Below are 13,745 nucleotides of genomic sequence, written 5' to 3'. Positions count from 1 at the left end.
GCCGCGAGGCGGGGGTAAGATGCGGCGCCTGAGTGTATTCAAGGGAGGATTATCGATGAAATCTGCTTTGCTGCGCGGCGTGCTCATGGCCGCGGCGATGGTGGCGGCGGTGGCGACGACCACTTCTTCCGCGCTCGCCGACAATGAGCGTTTCGTCTTTGTCAGCCATGCCCCGGATTCGGATTCGTGGTGGAACGTCATCAAGAATGCACTCAAGAACGCGGAGCACGACGAGGGCGTGAAAGTCGAATATCGCAATCCGCCGACCGGCGACATCGCCGACATGGCGCGTATCATCCAGCAGGCGACTGCTTCCAACCCGAATGGCATCGTCACCACGATCGCCGATTTCGACGTGCTGCAGTCGGCCATCCAGGGCGCTGTGGCCAAGGGCATTCCGGTCATCACAGTGAACTCCGGGACCGCCGAGCAGTCGAAGGAACTCGGTGCGCTGATGCATATCGGCCAGCCTGAATATGACGCGGGCAAGGGTGCGGGCGAGCGTGCCAAGAAAGCGGGCGTCACCCACTTTCTCTGCGTGAACCACTACATCACCAACCCCGCATCGGTTCAGCGCTGCCAGGGCTACGCCGACGGTCTCGGCGTGAAGCTCGGCGACCAGATGGTTGATTCCGGCATCGACCCGACCGGAATCTACAACAAGGTCAAGGCGTTCCTTGCCAGCCACCCGGATACGGACGGCATTATAACTCTTGGGCCGAATTCGGCGGATCCGACGATCAAATATCTCCGTGACACCGGCTCGCGCTCGAAGTTCAAGAGCGTGATCTCGTTCGACCTAGACGGTGATATTTCCAAGGCGATCAAGGACGGCACCATGGACGCGGCGATCGACCAGCAGCCCTATCTGCAAGGCTATCTGCCGATCGTCTTCCTGACGCAGTATGTCCGTTACGGCGTGATGCCCGCGAACAACGTCAATACCGGGCCGGGCTTCGTGACGAAGGACAACATCGCCCTGGTCGAGAAACTCGCCGGCGAATATCGCTGAGGCCTGGTTAGGCGGGCGTCGAGACGCCCGCCTTTCCTTTCCCAACGGACGGGTGCCTGCCGGGCACTACCTGGGATAAGACGCGAGGTTAGAAATGGCCGGACAAACCGATCCGGGCACGGCCGCGACACCGATCGTGGACGTGGTCGACGAACGGCTCAGCCGTCAGTCCTGGTACCAGCGGTTGATGAGACGGCCGGATTCCGGCGCTCTTGCCGGGGCGATCCTGGTTCTCCTCTTCTTCGTCTTCACGGCCGGCGACACCGGCATGTTCGCTTCCGACGGCATCCTGAGTTGGATGACCGTCACGGCGCAGCTCATGATCATCGGAGTCGGCGCGGCGCTTCTGATGATCGGTGGTGAGTTCGACCTTTCCGTGGGCTCGATGATCGGGTTCACCGGCATGATGATCGCCATCCCGACGATCTATTTCCATGTGCCGGTGGGGCTTAGCGTCATTCTCGCCTTCGTCGTGGCGATGGCGATCGGTGCGCTCAACGGCTACATCATCGTGCGCACCCGCCTGCCGTCCTTCATCGTCACGCTGGCATCGCTCTACATCCTTCGAGGGTTGACCATCGCGCTCTCGATCATCTTCACCAACCGCACCATCGTCAGCGGGTTGAAGGAATATTCGGACAACAGCTTCGTGGCCTCGCTGTTCTCGGCCAAGCTATTTCCCGGATTCTTCCAGTGGCTGGCCGATAACGGCATCATCAATAAGCTGCCGAACGGCGCGCCGGCAGTTGCCGGCATTCCCATGCTGATCGTATGGGCCTTCGTCATCGCTGTGATCGGGCACATCGTCCTGACCAGGACGCGGATCGGCAACTGGATATTCGCATCCGGGGGCGATGCCGACGCGGCGCGCAATGTCGGCGTTCCGGTCAGCGCCGTGAAGATATCGCTGTTCATGGTGACGGCCTTTTGCGCGACCGTCTTCGCCGCCTGCCAGGTGTTCGAATTCGGCTCGGCCGCAGCCGATCGCGGCCTTTTGAAGGAGTTCGAGGCCATCATCGCGGCTGTCATCGGCGGCTGCTTGCTAACCGGCGGCTATGGTTCGGTGATTGGAGCGTGCCTCGGCGCGCTGATCTTCGGTGTCGTGCAGCAGGGCATCCTCTTCACCGGCGCGCCGAGCGACTGGTTCCAGGTATTCCTCGGCGCGATGCTTCTGATCGCGGTCCTGTTCAACAGCTCCATCCGCCGGCGCGTGACGGGAGAACGCTGATGAGCACGGCCATGCAGGCTGCCGTCGCCGAAAAGGATCAGCCCGAAGGCTGGGGGCGTCCGCTGATCGAGGTGCGGGATCTGGTCAAGCATTTCGGTCCCGTCGTCGCGCTCGCGGGCGTCTCGCTCACGGTAAAGGCCGGAGAGGTGCATTGCCTTCTCGGCGATAACGGCGCCGGCAAGTCGACGCTCATCAAGACGCTGTCGGGTGTGCACAGGCCGACTGGCGGCGACTTCGTGGTGGACGGCAAGCCGGTATCTTTCTCGAGCCCGCGCGACGCCCTCGACGCCGGCATCGCCACCGTCTTCCAGGATCTGGCGATGATCCCGCTTCTCTCCATCACCCGCAACTTCTTCATGGGCCGCGAGCCTGTGAAGAAGGTCGGCCCGTTCTCCTTCATGGATATGGGTTATGCCAACAAAGTCGCGCGCGAGGAGATGCGCAGGATCGGCATCGACGTGCGCGATCCCGAGCAGGCGGTCGGCACCTTGTCGGGAGGCGAGCGGCAATGCGTGGCGATCGCGCGCGCGGTGCATTTCGGCGCCAAGGTGCTGATCCTCGACGAGCCGACCTCGGCGCTCGGCGTGGCGCAGACCTCGATGGTTCTGAAATTCATCCGGCAGGTGAGGGCGAAGGGCCTTGGCGTCATCTTCATCACGCACAATGTCCGCCATGCCTATGCCGTCGGCGACAAATTCACCGTGCTCAACCGGGGCCGCACGCTCGGCACCTTCACCAAGACCGAGATCAGCCTTGACGAACTGCAGACCAAAATGGCTGGTGACAAGGAATTGCAGGACCTTTCCGAGGAACTCGGCGGCACGGTATAGCCATCATCCTGTGCTCGACCTGCCGTCGCAGACGCGGCGGCATCGACACTTCCATAGTAGGGACATTCCATGACAGTGAGATTCGGGTTGCTGGGCGCGGGACGCATCGGCAAGGTTCATGCAAAGGCAATCGCCGCCAATCCGGTGGCGAAACTCGCCGCGGTCGCGGATGCGGTCGAGAAGGCCGCGTCGGATCTTGCCTCGACTTACGGTGCACAGGTGTGCACGATCGAGGCGATAGAGAAATCCCGAGATATCGACGCCGTCGTCATTTGCACGCCGACCGACACCCATGCCGACCTGATCGAGCGCTTCGCGCGTGCCGGCAAGGCGATCTTCTGCGAAAAGCCGATCGACCTCGATATCGGCCGCGTCAAGACCTGCCTGACGGTAGTGAAGGAGACCAAGGCGACGCTGATGGTCGGCTTCAATCGCCGCTTCGATCCGCATTTCGCCGCCGTGCGCAAGGCGATCGACGACGGCGCTATCGGCAATGTGGAGATGGTGCAGATCGTCTCGCGCGATCCGGGCGCGCCGCCTGCCGAATACATCACGCGCTCGGGTGGCATCTTCAAGGACATGACCATCCACGACTTCGACATGGCGCGCTTCCTGCTAGGCGAGGAGGCGGCCACCGTGACGGCGCAGGCCTCGGTGCTGGTAGACAAGAAGATCGGCAAGCTGGGCGACTATGATTCTGTGAGCGTCATCATCACGACGAAGAGCGGCCGGCAGTGCACGATATCCAATTCCCGCCGCGCCTCCTATGGCTACGATCAGCGCATCGAGGTGCACGGCTCCAAGGGCATGGTGGCGGCGGAAAACCAGCGTCCGGTGTCGATCGAGATCGCCAACGGCAGCGGCTATACGCGGCCGCCCCTGCATGATTTCTTCATGACGCGCTACACGGAAGCCTATGCCAACGAGATCGCGAGCTTCATCGAGGCAGTTGAGAAAGGGCGCAAGGCGCAGCCGAGCGGCGAGGACGGAATGATCGCGCTCGCCATGGCGGAAGCGGCGCTGCGCTCGGTGAGGGAAGGTCGCACGGTGAAGATGTCGGAGTTCGACCTATGAGCGCGGCCGATTTTTCACACCGCAACGAGGACGCGCGTGCTCTCGTCACCGGCGGCGGGCAGGGGATCGGCTTTGCAATAGCCAAGAGGCTTGTCTCTGAAGGATGTCGCAAGCTGGTGCTGGTGGGGCGCTCGGAGGAAAAAGGCCGCAATGCCGTGGCCGAACTATCGGCCTCCGGCGCGGATGTACGTTTCGTCTCCGCCGATCTTGGCAAGGTCGAGGACTGTCGGCGTGTGATCAAGGAGGCGCTTGCCGCGTTTGGAACGATCAACGCGCTCGTCAACGCGGCCGGCTCGTCGGAGCGTGGCTCGCTCCTCGATACGACGCCGGAGGTGTTCGACCGGCTCTTCGCCATCAATGTGCGTGGGCCGTTCTTCCTGATGCAGGGCGTGGTGAAGGCGCTGATCGACGCCGGCGTGCCCGGCTCGATCGTGAACGTGCTTTCCATGTCCGGCCATGGCGGCCAGCCCTTCCTCGCACCCTACTCATCGTCCAAGGGCGCGCTGGCGACGCTGACGAAGAACGTGGCTTACGGCTTCCGCTCGAAGCGCATCCGCTGCAACGCGGTGCTGCCAGGCTGGATGGATACGCCGGGCGAGGACGAGGTGCAGAAGAAATGGCATGCCGCGCCCAATGACTGGCTGGCGCAGGCGGAAGCAGCCTCGCCCATGGGCCAATTGGTCAAGCCGGATCAGCTCGCGGACCTCGTCTGCTATCTCTTGAGCCCGTATTCGGGTGTCGTCACCGGCTCGCTGATCGACTACGACCAGAACGTGGTGGGTACATCGGACTAGGACGCCCGCGCCCCGTGGTTCGAGCCGGTCAGGCGCGCCTTAGGATCGTCAGCTTCAGATCCGGATGGCCGACGAGCGCGAAGGTGACCTGTTCGTAGCGCAGGAAGCCGTCGACGGGGTGGTGGAAGGTTCGCTCGCCACCTTCGCGGCCGAGCACGGCGTGGTCGCGCCAGTAGCGCGCGAACAATTCGCTTTGGCGGTTGAGGCCATCCACCAGATCGCTGATCTCGGGATCGGTCAGATACGAACTGACATCGGCGCGGAATTCGGCAATCACGCGCTTGGCCCTTGTTTCGTAATCGTGGATGAACGAGCGGGCAGCCGGTTCGAGAAAGATGAAACGTAAGAGGTTCCGGTCAGCCTGGCCGTCCAGCCATCCCGTGAAGAGATGCCGGGCGGGGGCATTCCAGCAAAGCGCGGTCCAGGCGCGGTCGAGGATATAGGCCGGCGTCGTGATGAGATCGACCGAGGCGAGGGCCGCTGCCGGCGCGCTCGTGCTTTCACGATGCGGCTGTTCGGGATCGCGCTTCGAGGCAAGTTCGAACAGATAGACCCGCTCGGCTCGGCCGAGCCTAAGTGCTGCCGCCAGCCGTGCCAGCGCCTGCGGCGAAAGGGAGATTTCCCGGCCCTGCTCCAGCCAGGTGTACCAGGTGACGCTCAGGCCGGCGAGCAGCGCCGCCTCTTCGCGCCTGAGGCCGGGCGTGCGTCGCCGTCGTCCGGCCGGTAGGCCCGCATCCTGCGGTGTCAGCCTCTCCCGCAACGAGCGAACGAAATCGCCGAGTTCACGCCGCTGTCCTGCCGTCTGCGCTGTCACCATATTGGGATTTATACCAGTATAAAGATGGAACTGAAACCGGTATCGACCCTGTCGTATCCGGTTCCGGATCATCGAGAAGGAACAGCCGCCATGTCGCAGACCAGTCACGAAACCCTGGTGGGAAATCAGTTCGGCTCGCGCGCTGAGGCCTATCTGAAGAGCGCCGTGCATTCGCAAAGCGACGATCTCGCGGCGCTGGTGGACGTGATGAGGGGACGAAAGGCCGCTCGCGTGCTCGATCTCGGCTGCGGCGGCGGCCACGTCACCTTCAATGTGGCACCGCTGGTCCGGGAAATCACCGCCTACGATCTCTCGTACGAGATGCTGGAGGTCGTCGGGAATGCGGCGCGGGAGCGCGGCCTGACCAATGTGCAGACGCGGCAGGGAGCCGTCGAGGCGCTGCCGTTTGAGGATGCGAGCTTCGATGCCGTGGTGAGCCGTTTCAGCGCGCATCACTGGTCCAGCCTCGATGCCGCGCTTTCGGAAGCAACGCGGGTGCTCGAGCCCGGCGGGTTCTTTGCGATGGTCGATACGGTAACGCCCGGCGTGCCGCTGCTCGACACTTACTTCCAGTCGATCGAACTCTTGCGCGACTGTTCGCATGTGCGCAACTACACGCGCTCGGAATGGGAGGCCGCGATCGCCCGAGCCGGGCTGCTTCCGGGCTCCGTCCAAGGCTTCCGCATGCGCCTCGAATTCCGTTCGTGGGTGGAGCGCATGCAAACACCGGAAATCCAGGTGAAGGCAATCCGGGCGCTGCAGACGAGTGTCTCTTCGGTCGCAACTTCCCATTACGAGACCGAGGCCGACGGCAGCTACAAAATAGACGTGGCGCTGTTCACGGCGACGAAGCGGGCCGACTGATCGAAAGCGTTACGCCACGATTTCCCAGCGGCCGCGCTCGAAGGAGCGGGCCATGGCGTGCACGGCCCGCTCGATCTCCAGCCCGTCGTCGAAGCCGATGCCCAGCGTCTTCTCGTCGCGGATTCGGCCGATCAACTGCCGGCATTCGATGATCTTCAGTTCGTTGAAGCCGAGGCCGTGGCCCGGGGCGGGGATGAAGCGGTCGTAGGGCGGGTGCTGCGGCCCGGCGAGAATGGTGCGATAGCCCTGTTCGCCCGGCCGCCCGGATGCCTGGTAAAGCTGCAGTTCGTTCATGCGTTCCTGGTCGTAGAGGATAGAGCCGCGCGAGCCGAATATCTGCAGCGCGATACGGCCCTTGCGGCCCCAGGCGGTTCGGTTGACCATCAGCACGCCTGAAATGCCTTCGTGCAGATGGAAGAGTATGCTTGCCATGTCGTGGTTTTCCACCGCGCGGCGGGCGCCGCCCTCTGTCGGCCGGTCGGCATAGGGCTTGTCCATGTCGCACAGGACACGCGTCATGTTGCCGAAAAGCGTCTGCAGGATGGAGAGCGGATGCACGGCGAAATCGTCCAGCGCGCCATAGCCGTTGGCCTTCTCGTTGCGGGCGGCGAAGGGCGCGTCCGGGTCGGCCATGAAATCCTCGTCCATCTCGACGCGGACATGGTTGACCGAGCCGATCGCGCCTTCCGAGAGGAGCTTGCGGATATGGCGGACCATAGGGTTTTGTATGTAGTTGTAGCCTAGCATGGCGACCCGGCCGGATTGTCTAGCCGCCTTGGCCATGGCCTCGGCCTCGGCAAAGCTCGGCGCCATCGGTTTCTCGCACCAGACATGCTTGCCGGCCTCAAGTGCCGCGATCGCCATTTCGGCGTGGAACTTGTTCGGCGTAGTGATCGAGATCACGTCGATCTCGGGATCGTCGATCAGATCGCGCCAGTTGCCGGTCGCCTTCTCGAAGCCCAATTCGCTGGCGCGCTTTTCGGCCAGCGCTACACCTGCCTCCGCAAGGTGGACGAGGCGTGGTCGCGGCACGTCGCCGAAGACCGGATGAACGGCATTCCAGGCGAGAGCGTGGCATTTGCCCATATAGCCGGTGCCGATCAGGCCCACTCCGATGCGATCCATGCTTGTTTCCTTCAACATATGGGTGTGCGCAAAACTACACGACGAAACCTAAGGCGCTTCGCGCAATCGTCTGGAATCATATTCTTTTACGGGTTTCTTCGCCGCCCCAGACACGCAATTTGTCCACGTTTCCCGCGACCGCGCAACCACCCCTCGCCATGAATAAACCAGATCGTCGATTGATGGAATGTTTATTCTATTTGCTGTAGCGTGGTGACGGGAGAGGAAGGAAAGTGCCGATGGATGAGGCCGAAACGCCACCGCCGCCGCGCGATTTCGAATCGCTGCGCGCCATGATCATCACGCGCCGCCAGTCGCTGCCCAAGCGGTTGGCGCAGGTCGCGGCGCATACGCTGGACAGTCCCGACGAGATCGCCTTCGGCACGGCGGCAAGCGTCGCCGCAGCAGCCGATGTCCAGCCTTCCACGCTGGTCCGCTTCGCACAGCATTTCGGCTTCGAAGGCTTTTCCGATCTCCAGCGGGTGTTTCGAGACCGGCTGAAGGAGCGGACCAATTCCTATGAGGAGCGCCTAGCGGCGCTTCGTGCCGGCGCGCGCGCGGGTTCGCATGAGAGCGCCGTCCTGGACGGGTTCCTCGATGCGGCGCGCCACTCGCTCGACAAGCTCTCGCATGCCGTGGAGGCGCCGAAGCTTGAGCGCGCCGTTGCGATTCTCGGCGGAGCGCGTACCATCCACCTGATCGCGCGGCGCCGCTCCTATCCGATCTCCACCTACATGGCCTATGCCTTCGGCAAGCTCGGCATTCCCTGCACGCTGGTCGGTTCGCCGCTCGGCATCGATGCGGAGATGCTGGCAAATGCGGGCGAGGGGGATGCCGCGCTCGCCGTCAGCTTCTCGCCCTATGCATCCGAAACAGCGGAGCATGCGCGCATCCTCGCAGGGCGCGGCGTACCGGTGATCGCCATCACCGACAGCGCCTTTTCACCGCTTGCGGAATGCGCGACGGAATGGTTCGAGGTGGCGGAGGCGGATTTCGCCGGCTTCCGCTCGCTTTCCGCGACCATGGCGCTCGCAATGGCGCTGACCGTCAGCGTTGCCGAGCTTCGCGCGGAACTGGCGACCACAGAAAAGGAATAGACATTCCATATTGACTTGAACATGGAATTTACATTTCATATTGACGGGGCCACGCAACCGTTGCACACGTTTGCAAAACCTATGATCCCCGGAGGAGCACATGGCCAGGGCTGAAGCCTCGAACGGGCAGGGGCAGCTTGATGTCATCACCATCGGCCGCGCTTCCGTCGATCTTTACGGCCAGCAGATCGGCTCCCGCCTCGAGGACAGTACCAGCTTCGCCAAATCGGTGGGCGGCTGCCCCGCCAATATCGCTATCGGCACCGCGAGGCTCGGCCTGAAATCTGCGCTGGTGACGCGAGTCGGCCAGGAGCAGTTCGGGGCTTTCATCCGCGAGCAGATGGTGAGGGAAGGGGTGGAAACTGCTGGAATCGTTACCGACCAGGCACGGCTGACGGCGCTAGCCTTCGTTTCTGTCGAAAACGACAAATCCTTCCCGCTCCTCTTCTATCGCGAGAACTGCGCCGACATGGCGCTCTCGGAGGACGATATCGACGAGGCGTTCTTTTCGCGAGCCCGCGCGGTGGTCGTCACCGGCACGCATTTCTCGCGCCCCAACAGCGATGCCGCGCAAAAGAAGGCGATCCGACTGATGCGCGGGAAGGGCGGCAAGGTTGCTTTCGACATCGACTATCGTCCGAACCTGTGGGGCCTTGCCGGCCATGCCGCCGGTGATGAGCGCTACGTCAAGTCCGACCGCGTCTCGCAGCATCTCAAAACCGTGCTGCCCGATTGCGACCTGATCGTCGGCACGGAAGAGGAAGTGCTGATAGCGTCGGGCGAGGACGATCTCCTGAAGGCGTTGAAGACGATCCGCGCGGTCTCCGATGCCGTCATCGTGTTGAAGCGTGGCCCGATGGGCTGCATCGTCTATGAAGGCGCCATCCCCGATGACCTCGAGAATGGCATCGTCGGGCAGGGTTTCCCGATCGAGGTCTACAATGTGCTGGGCGCCGGCGACGCCTTCATGTCCGGTTTCCTGCGCGGATGGCTTGGCGGCGAGAGCTTCGAGACGGCGGCGACATGGGCCAATGCCTGCGGTGCCTTCGCCGTTTCCCGGCTGCTCTGTTCGCCGGAAAGCCCGACCTTCGAGGAATTACGGTATTTCCTCGAGCACGGGTCGAAGCACCACGCGCTGCGCAAGGACGATGCGATCAACCACATCCATTGGGCGACGACGCGGCGCGGCGACATTCCGCTCCTGATGGGGTTCGCCTGCGACCACCGCTCACAGTTCGAGGAGATGGCAGCGCGCGTGGGAGCCGATCCGGAGCGGATCTCGGCCTTCAAGGTGCTGGCAGTGAAAGCGGCGTCGAAGGTGGCCCAGGGGCGACGCGGCTACGGCATGCTGATCGACGAGAAATACGGCCGCGAGGCCCTGTTCGAGGCGACAAGGCACGATTTCGACTGGATCGGCCGGCCGGTGGAACTGCCGGGCTCGCGGCCGCTCCGCTTCGAGTTCGGTCAGGATATCGGCTCGCAGCTTGTCGAATGGCCGGTGACGCACACGATCAAATGCCTGTGCTTTTACCATCCCGACGATACGGCCGGGCTGAAAGAAGAACAGCAGCAGAAGCTCGTTGCGCTGTTTCAGGCATCGCGGAAGGTCGGCCGTGAATTGCTGATCGAGGTCATCACCGGCAAGAACGGCCCGCTCCGCGACGACACGGTCGCGCAGGTGCTCGACGAACTCTACGCACTCGGTATCCGGCCGGACTGGTGGAAACTCGAACCACAGGCTTCCAAGGCGGCCTGGACGAATATCGAGGCGACCATTTCGCGCAACGATCCATGGTGCCGGGGCGTGGTGCTGTTGGGGCTCGATGCCCCCGCCGCCGATCTCGAAGCGGCCTTCTCCGCGACCGCCGATGCGTCTATCGTAAAGGGGTTCGCGGTCGGTCGCACCATCTTCGGCCATGCGGCCGAGGAATGGCTGGCCGGGCGGATGGACGACGAAGCCGCGATTGCCGAGATGGCCGATCGCTTCGGCCGGCTGACGAAGGCGTGGCTCGCGACGCGCAAGCGCGCGGCGGCCTAGCGGATCGCCGGCGAGGCGGGAGGCGCAAGGAGGACAAATGACCAGCAAAATCCGCCTGACCATGGCGCAAGCGCTCGCCCGCTTCTTGACGCGCCAGATGACGGAGATCGACGGCGAGAAGGTGCCGCTCTTCGGCGGCGTATGGGCGATCTTCGGGCACGGCAACGTCGCCGGCATGGGCGAGGCGCTCTACCAGGTGCGGCGCGACCTGCCGACCTATCGCGCCCATAATGAGCAGGCGATGGTCCATGCGGCAGTCGGCTTCGCCAAGGCGAATTTCCGCCGCCGCATGATGGCCGCGACGACCTCCATCGGCCCCGGCGCGACCAATATGGTCACGGGGGCGGCCCTTGCGCATGTCAACCGCCTGCCGGTGCTGCTTTTGCCGGGTGATGTCTTTGCTACCCGTATTCCTGACCCTGTGCTTCAGCAGGTTGAGGATTTCGGCGACGGCACCGTCTCGGCGAATGACTGCTTCCGTCCCGTTTCCCGCTATTTCGACCGCATCGCCCGGCCCGAGCAGATCGTGCCGGCGCTGGCCCGAGCGATGGCCGTGCTGACCGATCCGGCCGAGTGCGGGCCGGTGACGCTGTCGCTCTGCCAGGACGTGCAGGCCGAGGCCTTCGATTATCCGGAAAGCTTCTTCGAGGAGCGGCTGTGGCTGCCGCGCCGGCAGCGGCCGGACGAGCATGAGTTGCAGGTGGCCGTCGAGGCGCTGCGCAGCGCCAAGGCGCCGCTCATCGTCTCCGGAGGCGGCACGCTCTATTCGGGGGCTTCCGCCGCGCTCGAAGTACTGGCTGGCAAGTCCGGCATCCCGGTGACCGAGACGCAGGGGGGCAAATCGAGCCTGCCCGACGGCAACCCGCTCAATATGGGCGCGATCGGCGTCACCGGAACATCCGCCGCCAACCAATTGGCGGAAAAGGCCGATGTCGTGCTGGCCGTCGGGACACGGTTTCAGGATTTCACCACCGGATCCTGGGCACTCTTCCGTAATCCGGACAAGACCATCATCGGGCTCAATGTGCAGCCCTTCGACGCCTTCAAGCACCGTGCGCTGCCGCTTGTCGCCGATGCCCGCGTCGGGCTGACGGAACTTGCCGAACATCTCGGCGGCTGGGCGGCGCCCAAGGCGTGGACGGACAAGGCCAGGAAGGGCAAGGCGGAATGGCGCAAGGCCGCCGACGCCGTCACCGCCTCGACCAACGCGCCGCTGCCATCGGACGCGCAGGTGATCGGCGCCGTTCAGCGCGCCATGGGCGACGGCATCGTACTGGTGCATGCGGCCGGAGGTCTGCCGGGCGAGTTGCACAAGCTCTGGCAGGCGGACTGGCCGGGTTCCTATCACGGCGAATACGGCTATTCCTGCATGGGCTACGAGATCGCCGGCGCGCTCGGCGCCAAGATGGCGCGGCCCGACGAGGAGATCGTGGTCATGCTCGGCGACGGCTCCTATCTCATGATGAATTCGGAGATCGCCACTTCGGTCATGCTCGGCTTGAAACTGACCATCGTGCTGCTCGATAATCGCGGCTTCGGCTGCATCAACCGGCTGCAGATGGCCACCGGCGGCGCCAACTTCAACAATCTGTTGAAGGATGCCCGCCATGACATGCTTCCGGATATAGATTTCGCCAAACATGCCGAAGGGCTCGGCGCGCTATCCGAGCATGTCTCCTCGATCGGCGATCTCGAAGCGGCGCTGAAACGCTCGCGTGAAAACGACCGCACGACCGTGATCGTCATCGACACCGATCCGCTCGTCTCGACGGATGCGGGCGGGCATTGGTGGGATGTCGCCGTGCCGGAAGTCAGCGTGCGCAAGGAAGTCAACGCCGCACGCAAGGCTTATGAGAAAAACAGGCAGACGCAGAGCGTCGGCGATTAGCTGCTACCCTCCCGCAGGGAGGTGGAAATCTGGAGAATGACATCTTGAAAGCCAAACTGGGCATGTCCCCCATCGCATGGTGGAACGATGATCTCGTGGAACTATCCGACGACGTTTCACTTGAGGAGTGCTTACGCCAGTCGCGATCGGCCGGTTTCACCGGCATGGAGAAGGGGCGGCGCTTTCCGGACGATCCGGCCGTCATGCTGCCTATCCTGAAGGCGGCTGACGTAACGCTTTGCGGGGGGTGGTTTTCCGGAACGCTGGTGAACGAGGATTTATCGGCCAACAAGGAACGCATCCGGCCGATGATCGAGCTTTTCAAGGCGGTCGGCGCGCCCTGCATCGTCTATGGCGAGGTCGGCCGCTCCATCCAGGGCGACCGTTCGAAGCCGCTGGCGCAAAAGGCGGTGCTGTCGGACGACGAGATGAAGGCCTATGCACGCAAAATGACCGAATTCGGCGAATGGTGCGCGGGCGAGGGCATGCCGCTCGCCTACCATCATCACATGGCGGCGGTGGTGCAGTTCGAGCGCGAATTGGACGCCTTCATGAACCACTCCGGCGAAGGCATTCCTCTGCTGCTCGACGCGGGACATTTGGCCTTCGCCGGCGGCGATGTGCTCGCCGCCATCGACCGGCACCACAAGCGCATCAGCCATGTCCATGTGAAGGACGTGCGCATGGATGTGATCAAGGGGCTGGACTGGAAGAAGCAGTCCTTCCTCGACGCCGTGGCGCTCGGCGCCTTCACGGTGCCGGGCGACGGCTCGCTCGATTTCGGCGCTATCGTGCGAAAATTCGCCGATTACGGCTATGAAGGCTGGTTCGTGGTCGAGGCCGAACAGGACCCGAAGAAGAACCCGCCCTTGAAGATGGCTCAGATCGGTCACAAGGAACTGATGCGGGTGATGACCAAAGCGGGCTATGAGGTCGAGACGCAAGGATTCCCGAACTGACGAAATCGCCAATCGAGAG

12 protein-coding genes are annotated in these 13,745 nt (G+C 63.3%); 10 read left to right on the top strand and 2 right to left on the bottom strand.

Annotated elements, in window-relative coordinates:
- The first annotated feature begins 55 nt into the window (after positions 1-55).
- From RBH77_RS15590 to RBH77_RS15570, 5 genes are all read left to right on the top strand, one after another.
- Positions 56-1,012, top strand: coding sequence for a sugar ABC transporter substrate-binding protein (locus RBH77_RS15590; RefSeq protein ID WP_311028503.1), 957 nt, complete (start codon positions 56-58; stop codon positions 1,010-1,012).
- A 94-nt stretch (positions 1,013-1,106) separates the two neighbouring features.
- A complete protein-coding gene (locus RBH77_RS15585; protein ID WP_311028502.1) occupies positions 1,107-2,240 on the top strand; it encodes an ABC transporter permease in 1,134 nt (377 codons plus the stop codon).
- Positions 2,240-3,070: an ATP-binding cassette domain-containing protein gene (locus RBH77_RS15580; RefSeq protein ID WP_311028501.1), complete on the top strand. Its 831-nt coding sequence runs from the start codon at positions 2,240-2,242 to the stop codon at positions 3,068-3,070. The genes RBH77_RS15585 and RBH77_RS15580 overlap by 1 nt, the downstream gene beginning before the upstream one ends.
- Before the next feature lie 69 nt (positions 3,071-3,139).
- Positions 3,140-4,144 carry an inositol 2-dehydrogenase gene (iolG, locus tag RBH77_RS15575; protein ID WP_311028500.1) on the top strand — a complete coding sequence of 335 codons (1,005 nt, stop codon included), beginning with the start codon at positions 3,140-3,142 and terminating at the stop codon, positions 4,142-4,144.
- A complete protein-coding gene (locus RBH77_RS15570) occupies positions 4,141-4,938 on the top strand; it encodes an SDR family oxidoreductase (RefSeq protein WP_311028499.1) in 798 nt (265 codons plus the stop codon). The genes iolG and RBH77_RS15570 overlap by 4 nt, the downstream gene beginning before the upstream one ends.
- Positions 4,939-4,966: 28 nt before the next feature.
- Here RBH77_RS15570 and RBH77_RS15565 read toward each other — a convergent pair whose 3' ends face one another.
- Positions 4,967-5,755, bottom strand: a complete 789-nt coding sequence (locus RBH77_RS15565) for an MmyB family transcriptional regulator (protein ID WP_311028498.1) — start codon at positions 5,753-5,755, stop codon at positions 4,967-4,969.
- Between the two features lie 90 nt (positions 5,756-5,845).
- On the opposite strand from RBH77_RS15565, the gene RBH77_RS15560 reads away from it, so the two are divergent.
- Entirely contained in the window at positions 5,846-6,619 is a 774-nt protein-coding gene (locus RBH77_RS15560) for a class I SAM-dependent methyltransferase (RefSeq protein ID WP_311028497.1), read from the top strand.
- A 9-nt stretch (positions 6,620-6,628) separates the two neighbouring features.
- Here RBH77_RS15560 and RBH77_RS15555 read toward each other — a convergent pair whose 3' ends face one another.
- Entirely contained in the window at positions 6,629-7,744 is a 1,116-nt protein-coding gene (locus tag RBH77_RS15555; protein WP_311028496.1) for a Gfo/Idh/MocA family protein, read from the bottom strand.
- 239 nt (positions 7,745-7,983) lie between these two features.
- Here RBH77_RS15555 and RBH77_RS15550 point away from each other — a divergent pair, with 239 nt between their 5' ends.
- From RBH77_RS15550 to iolE, 4 genes are all read left to right on the top strand, one after another.
- Positions 7,984-8,841 (top strand): MurR/RpiR family transcriptional regulator, encoded by an 858-nt coding sequence (locus RBH77_RS15550; RefSeq protein WP_311028495.1) that lies wholly within the window; start codon positions 7,984-7,986, stop codon positions 8,839-8,841.
- Between the two features lie 100 nt (positions 8,842-8,941).
- Complete coding sequence (locus tag RBH77_RS15545) at positions 8,942-10,879, top strand: bifunctional 5-dehydro-2-deoxygluconokinase/5-dehydro-2-deoxyphosphogluconate aldolase (protein WP_311028494.1); 1,938 nt, start codon at positions 8,942-8,944, stop codon at positions 10,877-10,879.
- Positions 10,880-10,916: 37 nt separating this feature from the next.
- Positions 10,917-12,767 (top strand): 3D-(3,5/4)-trihydroxycyclohexane-1,2-dione acylhydrolase (decyclizing), encoded by a 1,851-nt coding sequence (gene iolD, locus RBH77_RS15540; protein WP_311028493.1) that lies wholly within the window; start codon positions 10,917-10,919, stop codon positions 12,765-12,767.
- 44 nt (positions 12,768-12,811) lie between these two features.
- Complete coding sequence (iolE, locus tag RBH77_RS15535) at positions 12,812-13,726, top strand: myo-inosose-2 dehydratase (RefSeq protein ID WP_311028492.1); 915 nt, start codon at positions 12,812-12,814, stop codon at positions 13,724-13,726.
- Positions 13,727-13,745 lie beyond the last annotated feature (19 nt).

This window comes from Mesorhizobium koreense (assembly GCF_031656215.1).
Lineage (GTDB): Bacteria > Pseudomonadota > Alphaproteobacteria > Rhizobiales > Rhizobiaceae > Mesorhizobium_L > Mesorhizobium_L koreense.
The sequence above is the reverse complement of the archived record's forward strand: the minus strand, read 5'-3'. Positions and strand labels throughout refer to the sequence as shown.

What these genes read in the sequence shown, in the direction of transcription:
- RBH77_RS15590 (WP_311028503.1), top strand. Translation starts at nt 56, where the DNA reads ATGAAATCTGCTTTGCTGCGCGGCGTGCTCATGGCCGCGGCGATGGTG.
- RBH77_RS15585 (WP_311028502.1), top strand. Translation starts at nt 1,107, where the DNA reads ATGGCCGGACAAACCGATCCGGGCACGGCCGCGACACCGATCGTGGAC.
- RBH77_RS15580 (WP_311028501.1), top strand. Translation starts at nt 2,240, where the DNA reads ATGAGCACGGCCATGCAGGCTGCCGTCGCCGAAAAGGATCAGCCCGAA.
- iolG (WP_311028500.1), top strand. Translation starts at nt 3,140, where the DNA reads ATGACAGTGAGATTCGGGTTGCTGGGCGCGGGACGCATCGGCAAGGTT.
- RBH77_RS15570 (WP_311028499.1), top strand. Translation starts at nt 4,141, where the DNA reads ATGAGCGCGGCCGATTTTTCACACCGCAACGAGGACGCGCGTGCTCTC.
- RBH77_RS15565 (WP_311028498.1), bottom strand. Translation starts at nt 5,755, where the DNA reads ATGGTGACAGCGCAGACGGCAGGACAGCGGCGTGAACTCGGCGATTTC.
- RBH77_RS15560 (WP_311028497.1), top strand. Translation starts at nt 5,846, where the DNA reads ATGTCGCAGACCAGTCACGAAACCCTGGTGGGAAATCAGTTCGGCTCG.
- RBH77_RS15555 (WP_311028496.1), bottom strand. Translation starts at nt 7,744, where the DNA reads ATGGATCGCATCGGAGTGGGCCTGATCGGCACCGGCTATATGGGCAAA.
- RBH77_RS15550 (WP_311028495.1), top strand. Translation starts at nt 7,984, where the DNA reads ATGGATGAGGCCGAAACGCCACCGCCGCCGCGCGATTTCGAATCGCTG.
- RBH77_RS15545 (WP_311028494.1), top strand. Translation starts at nt 8,942, where the DNA reads ATGGCCAGGGCTGAAGCCTCGAACGGGCAGGGGCAGCTTGATGTCATC.
- iolD (WP_311028493.1), top strand. Translation starts at nt 10,917, where the DNA reads ATGACCAGCAAAATCCGCCTGACCATGGCGCAAGCGCTCGCCCGCTTC.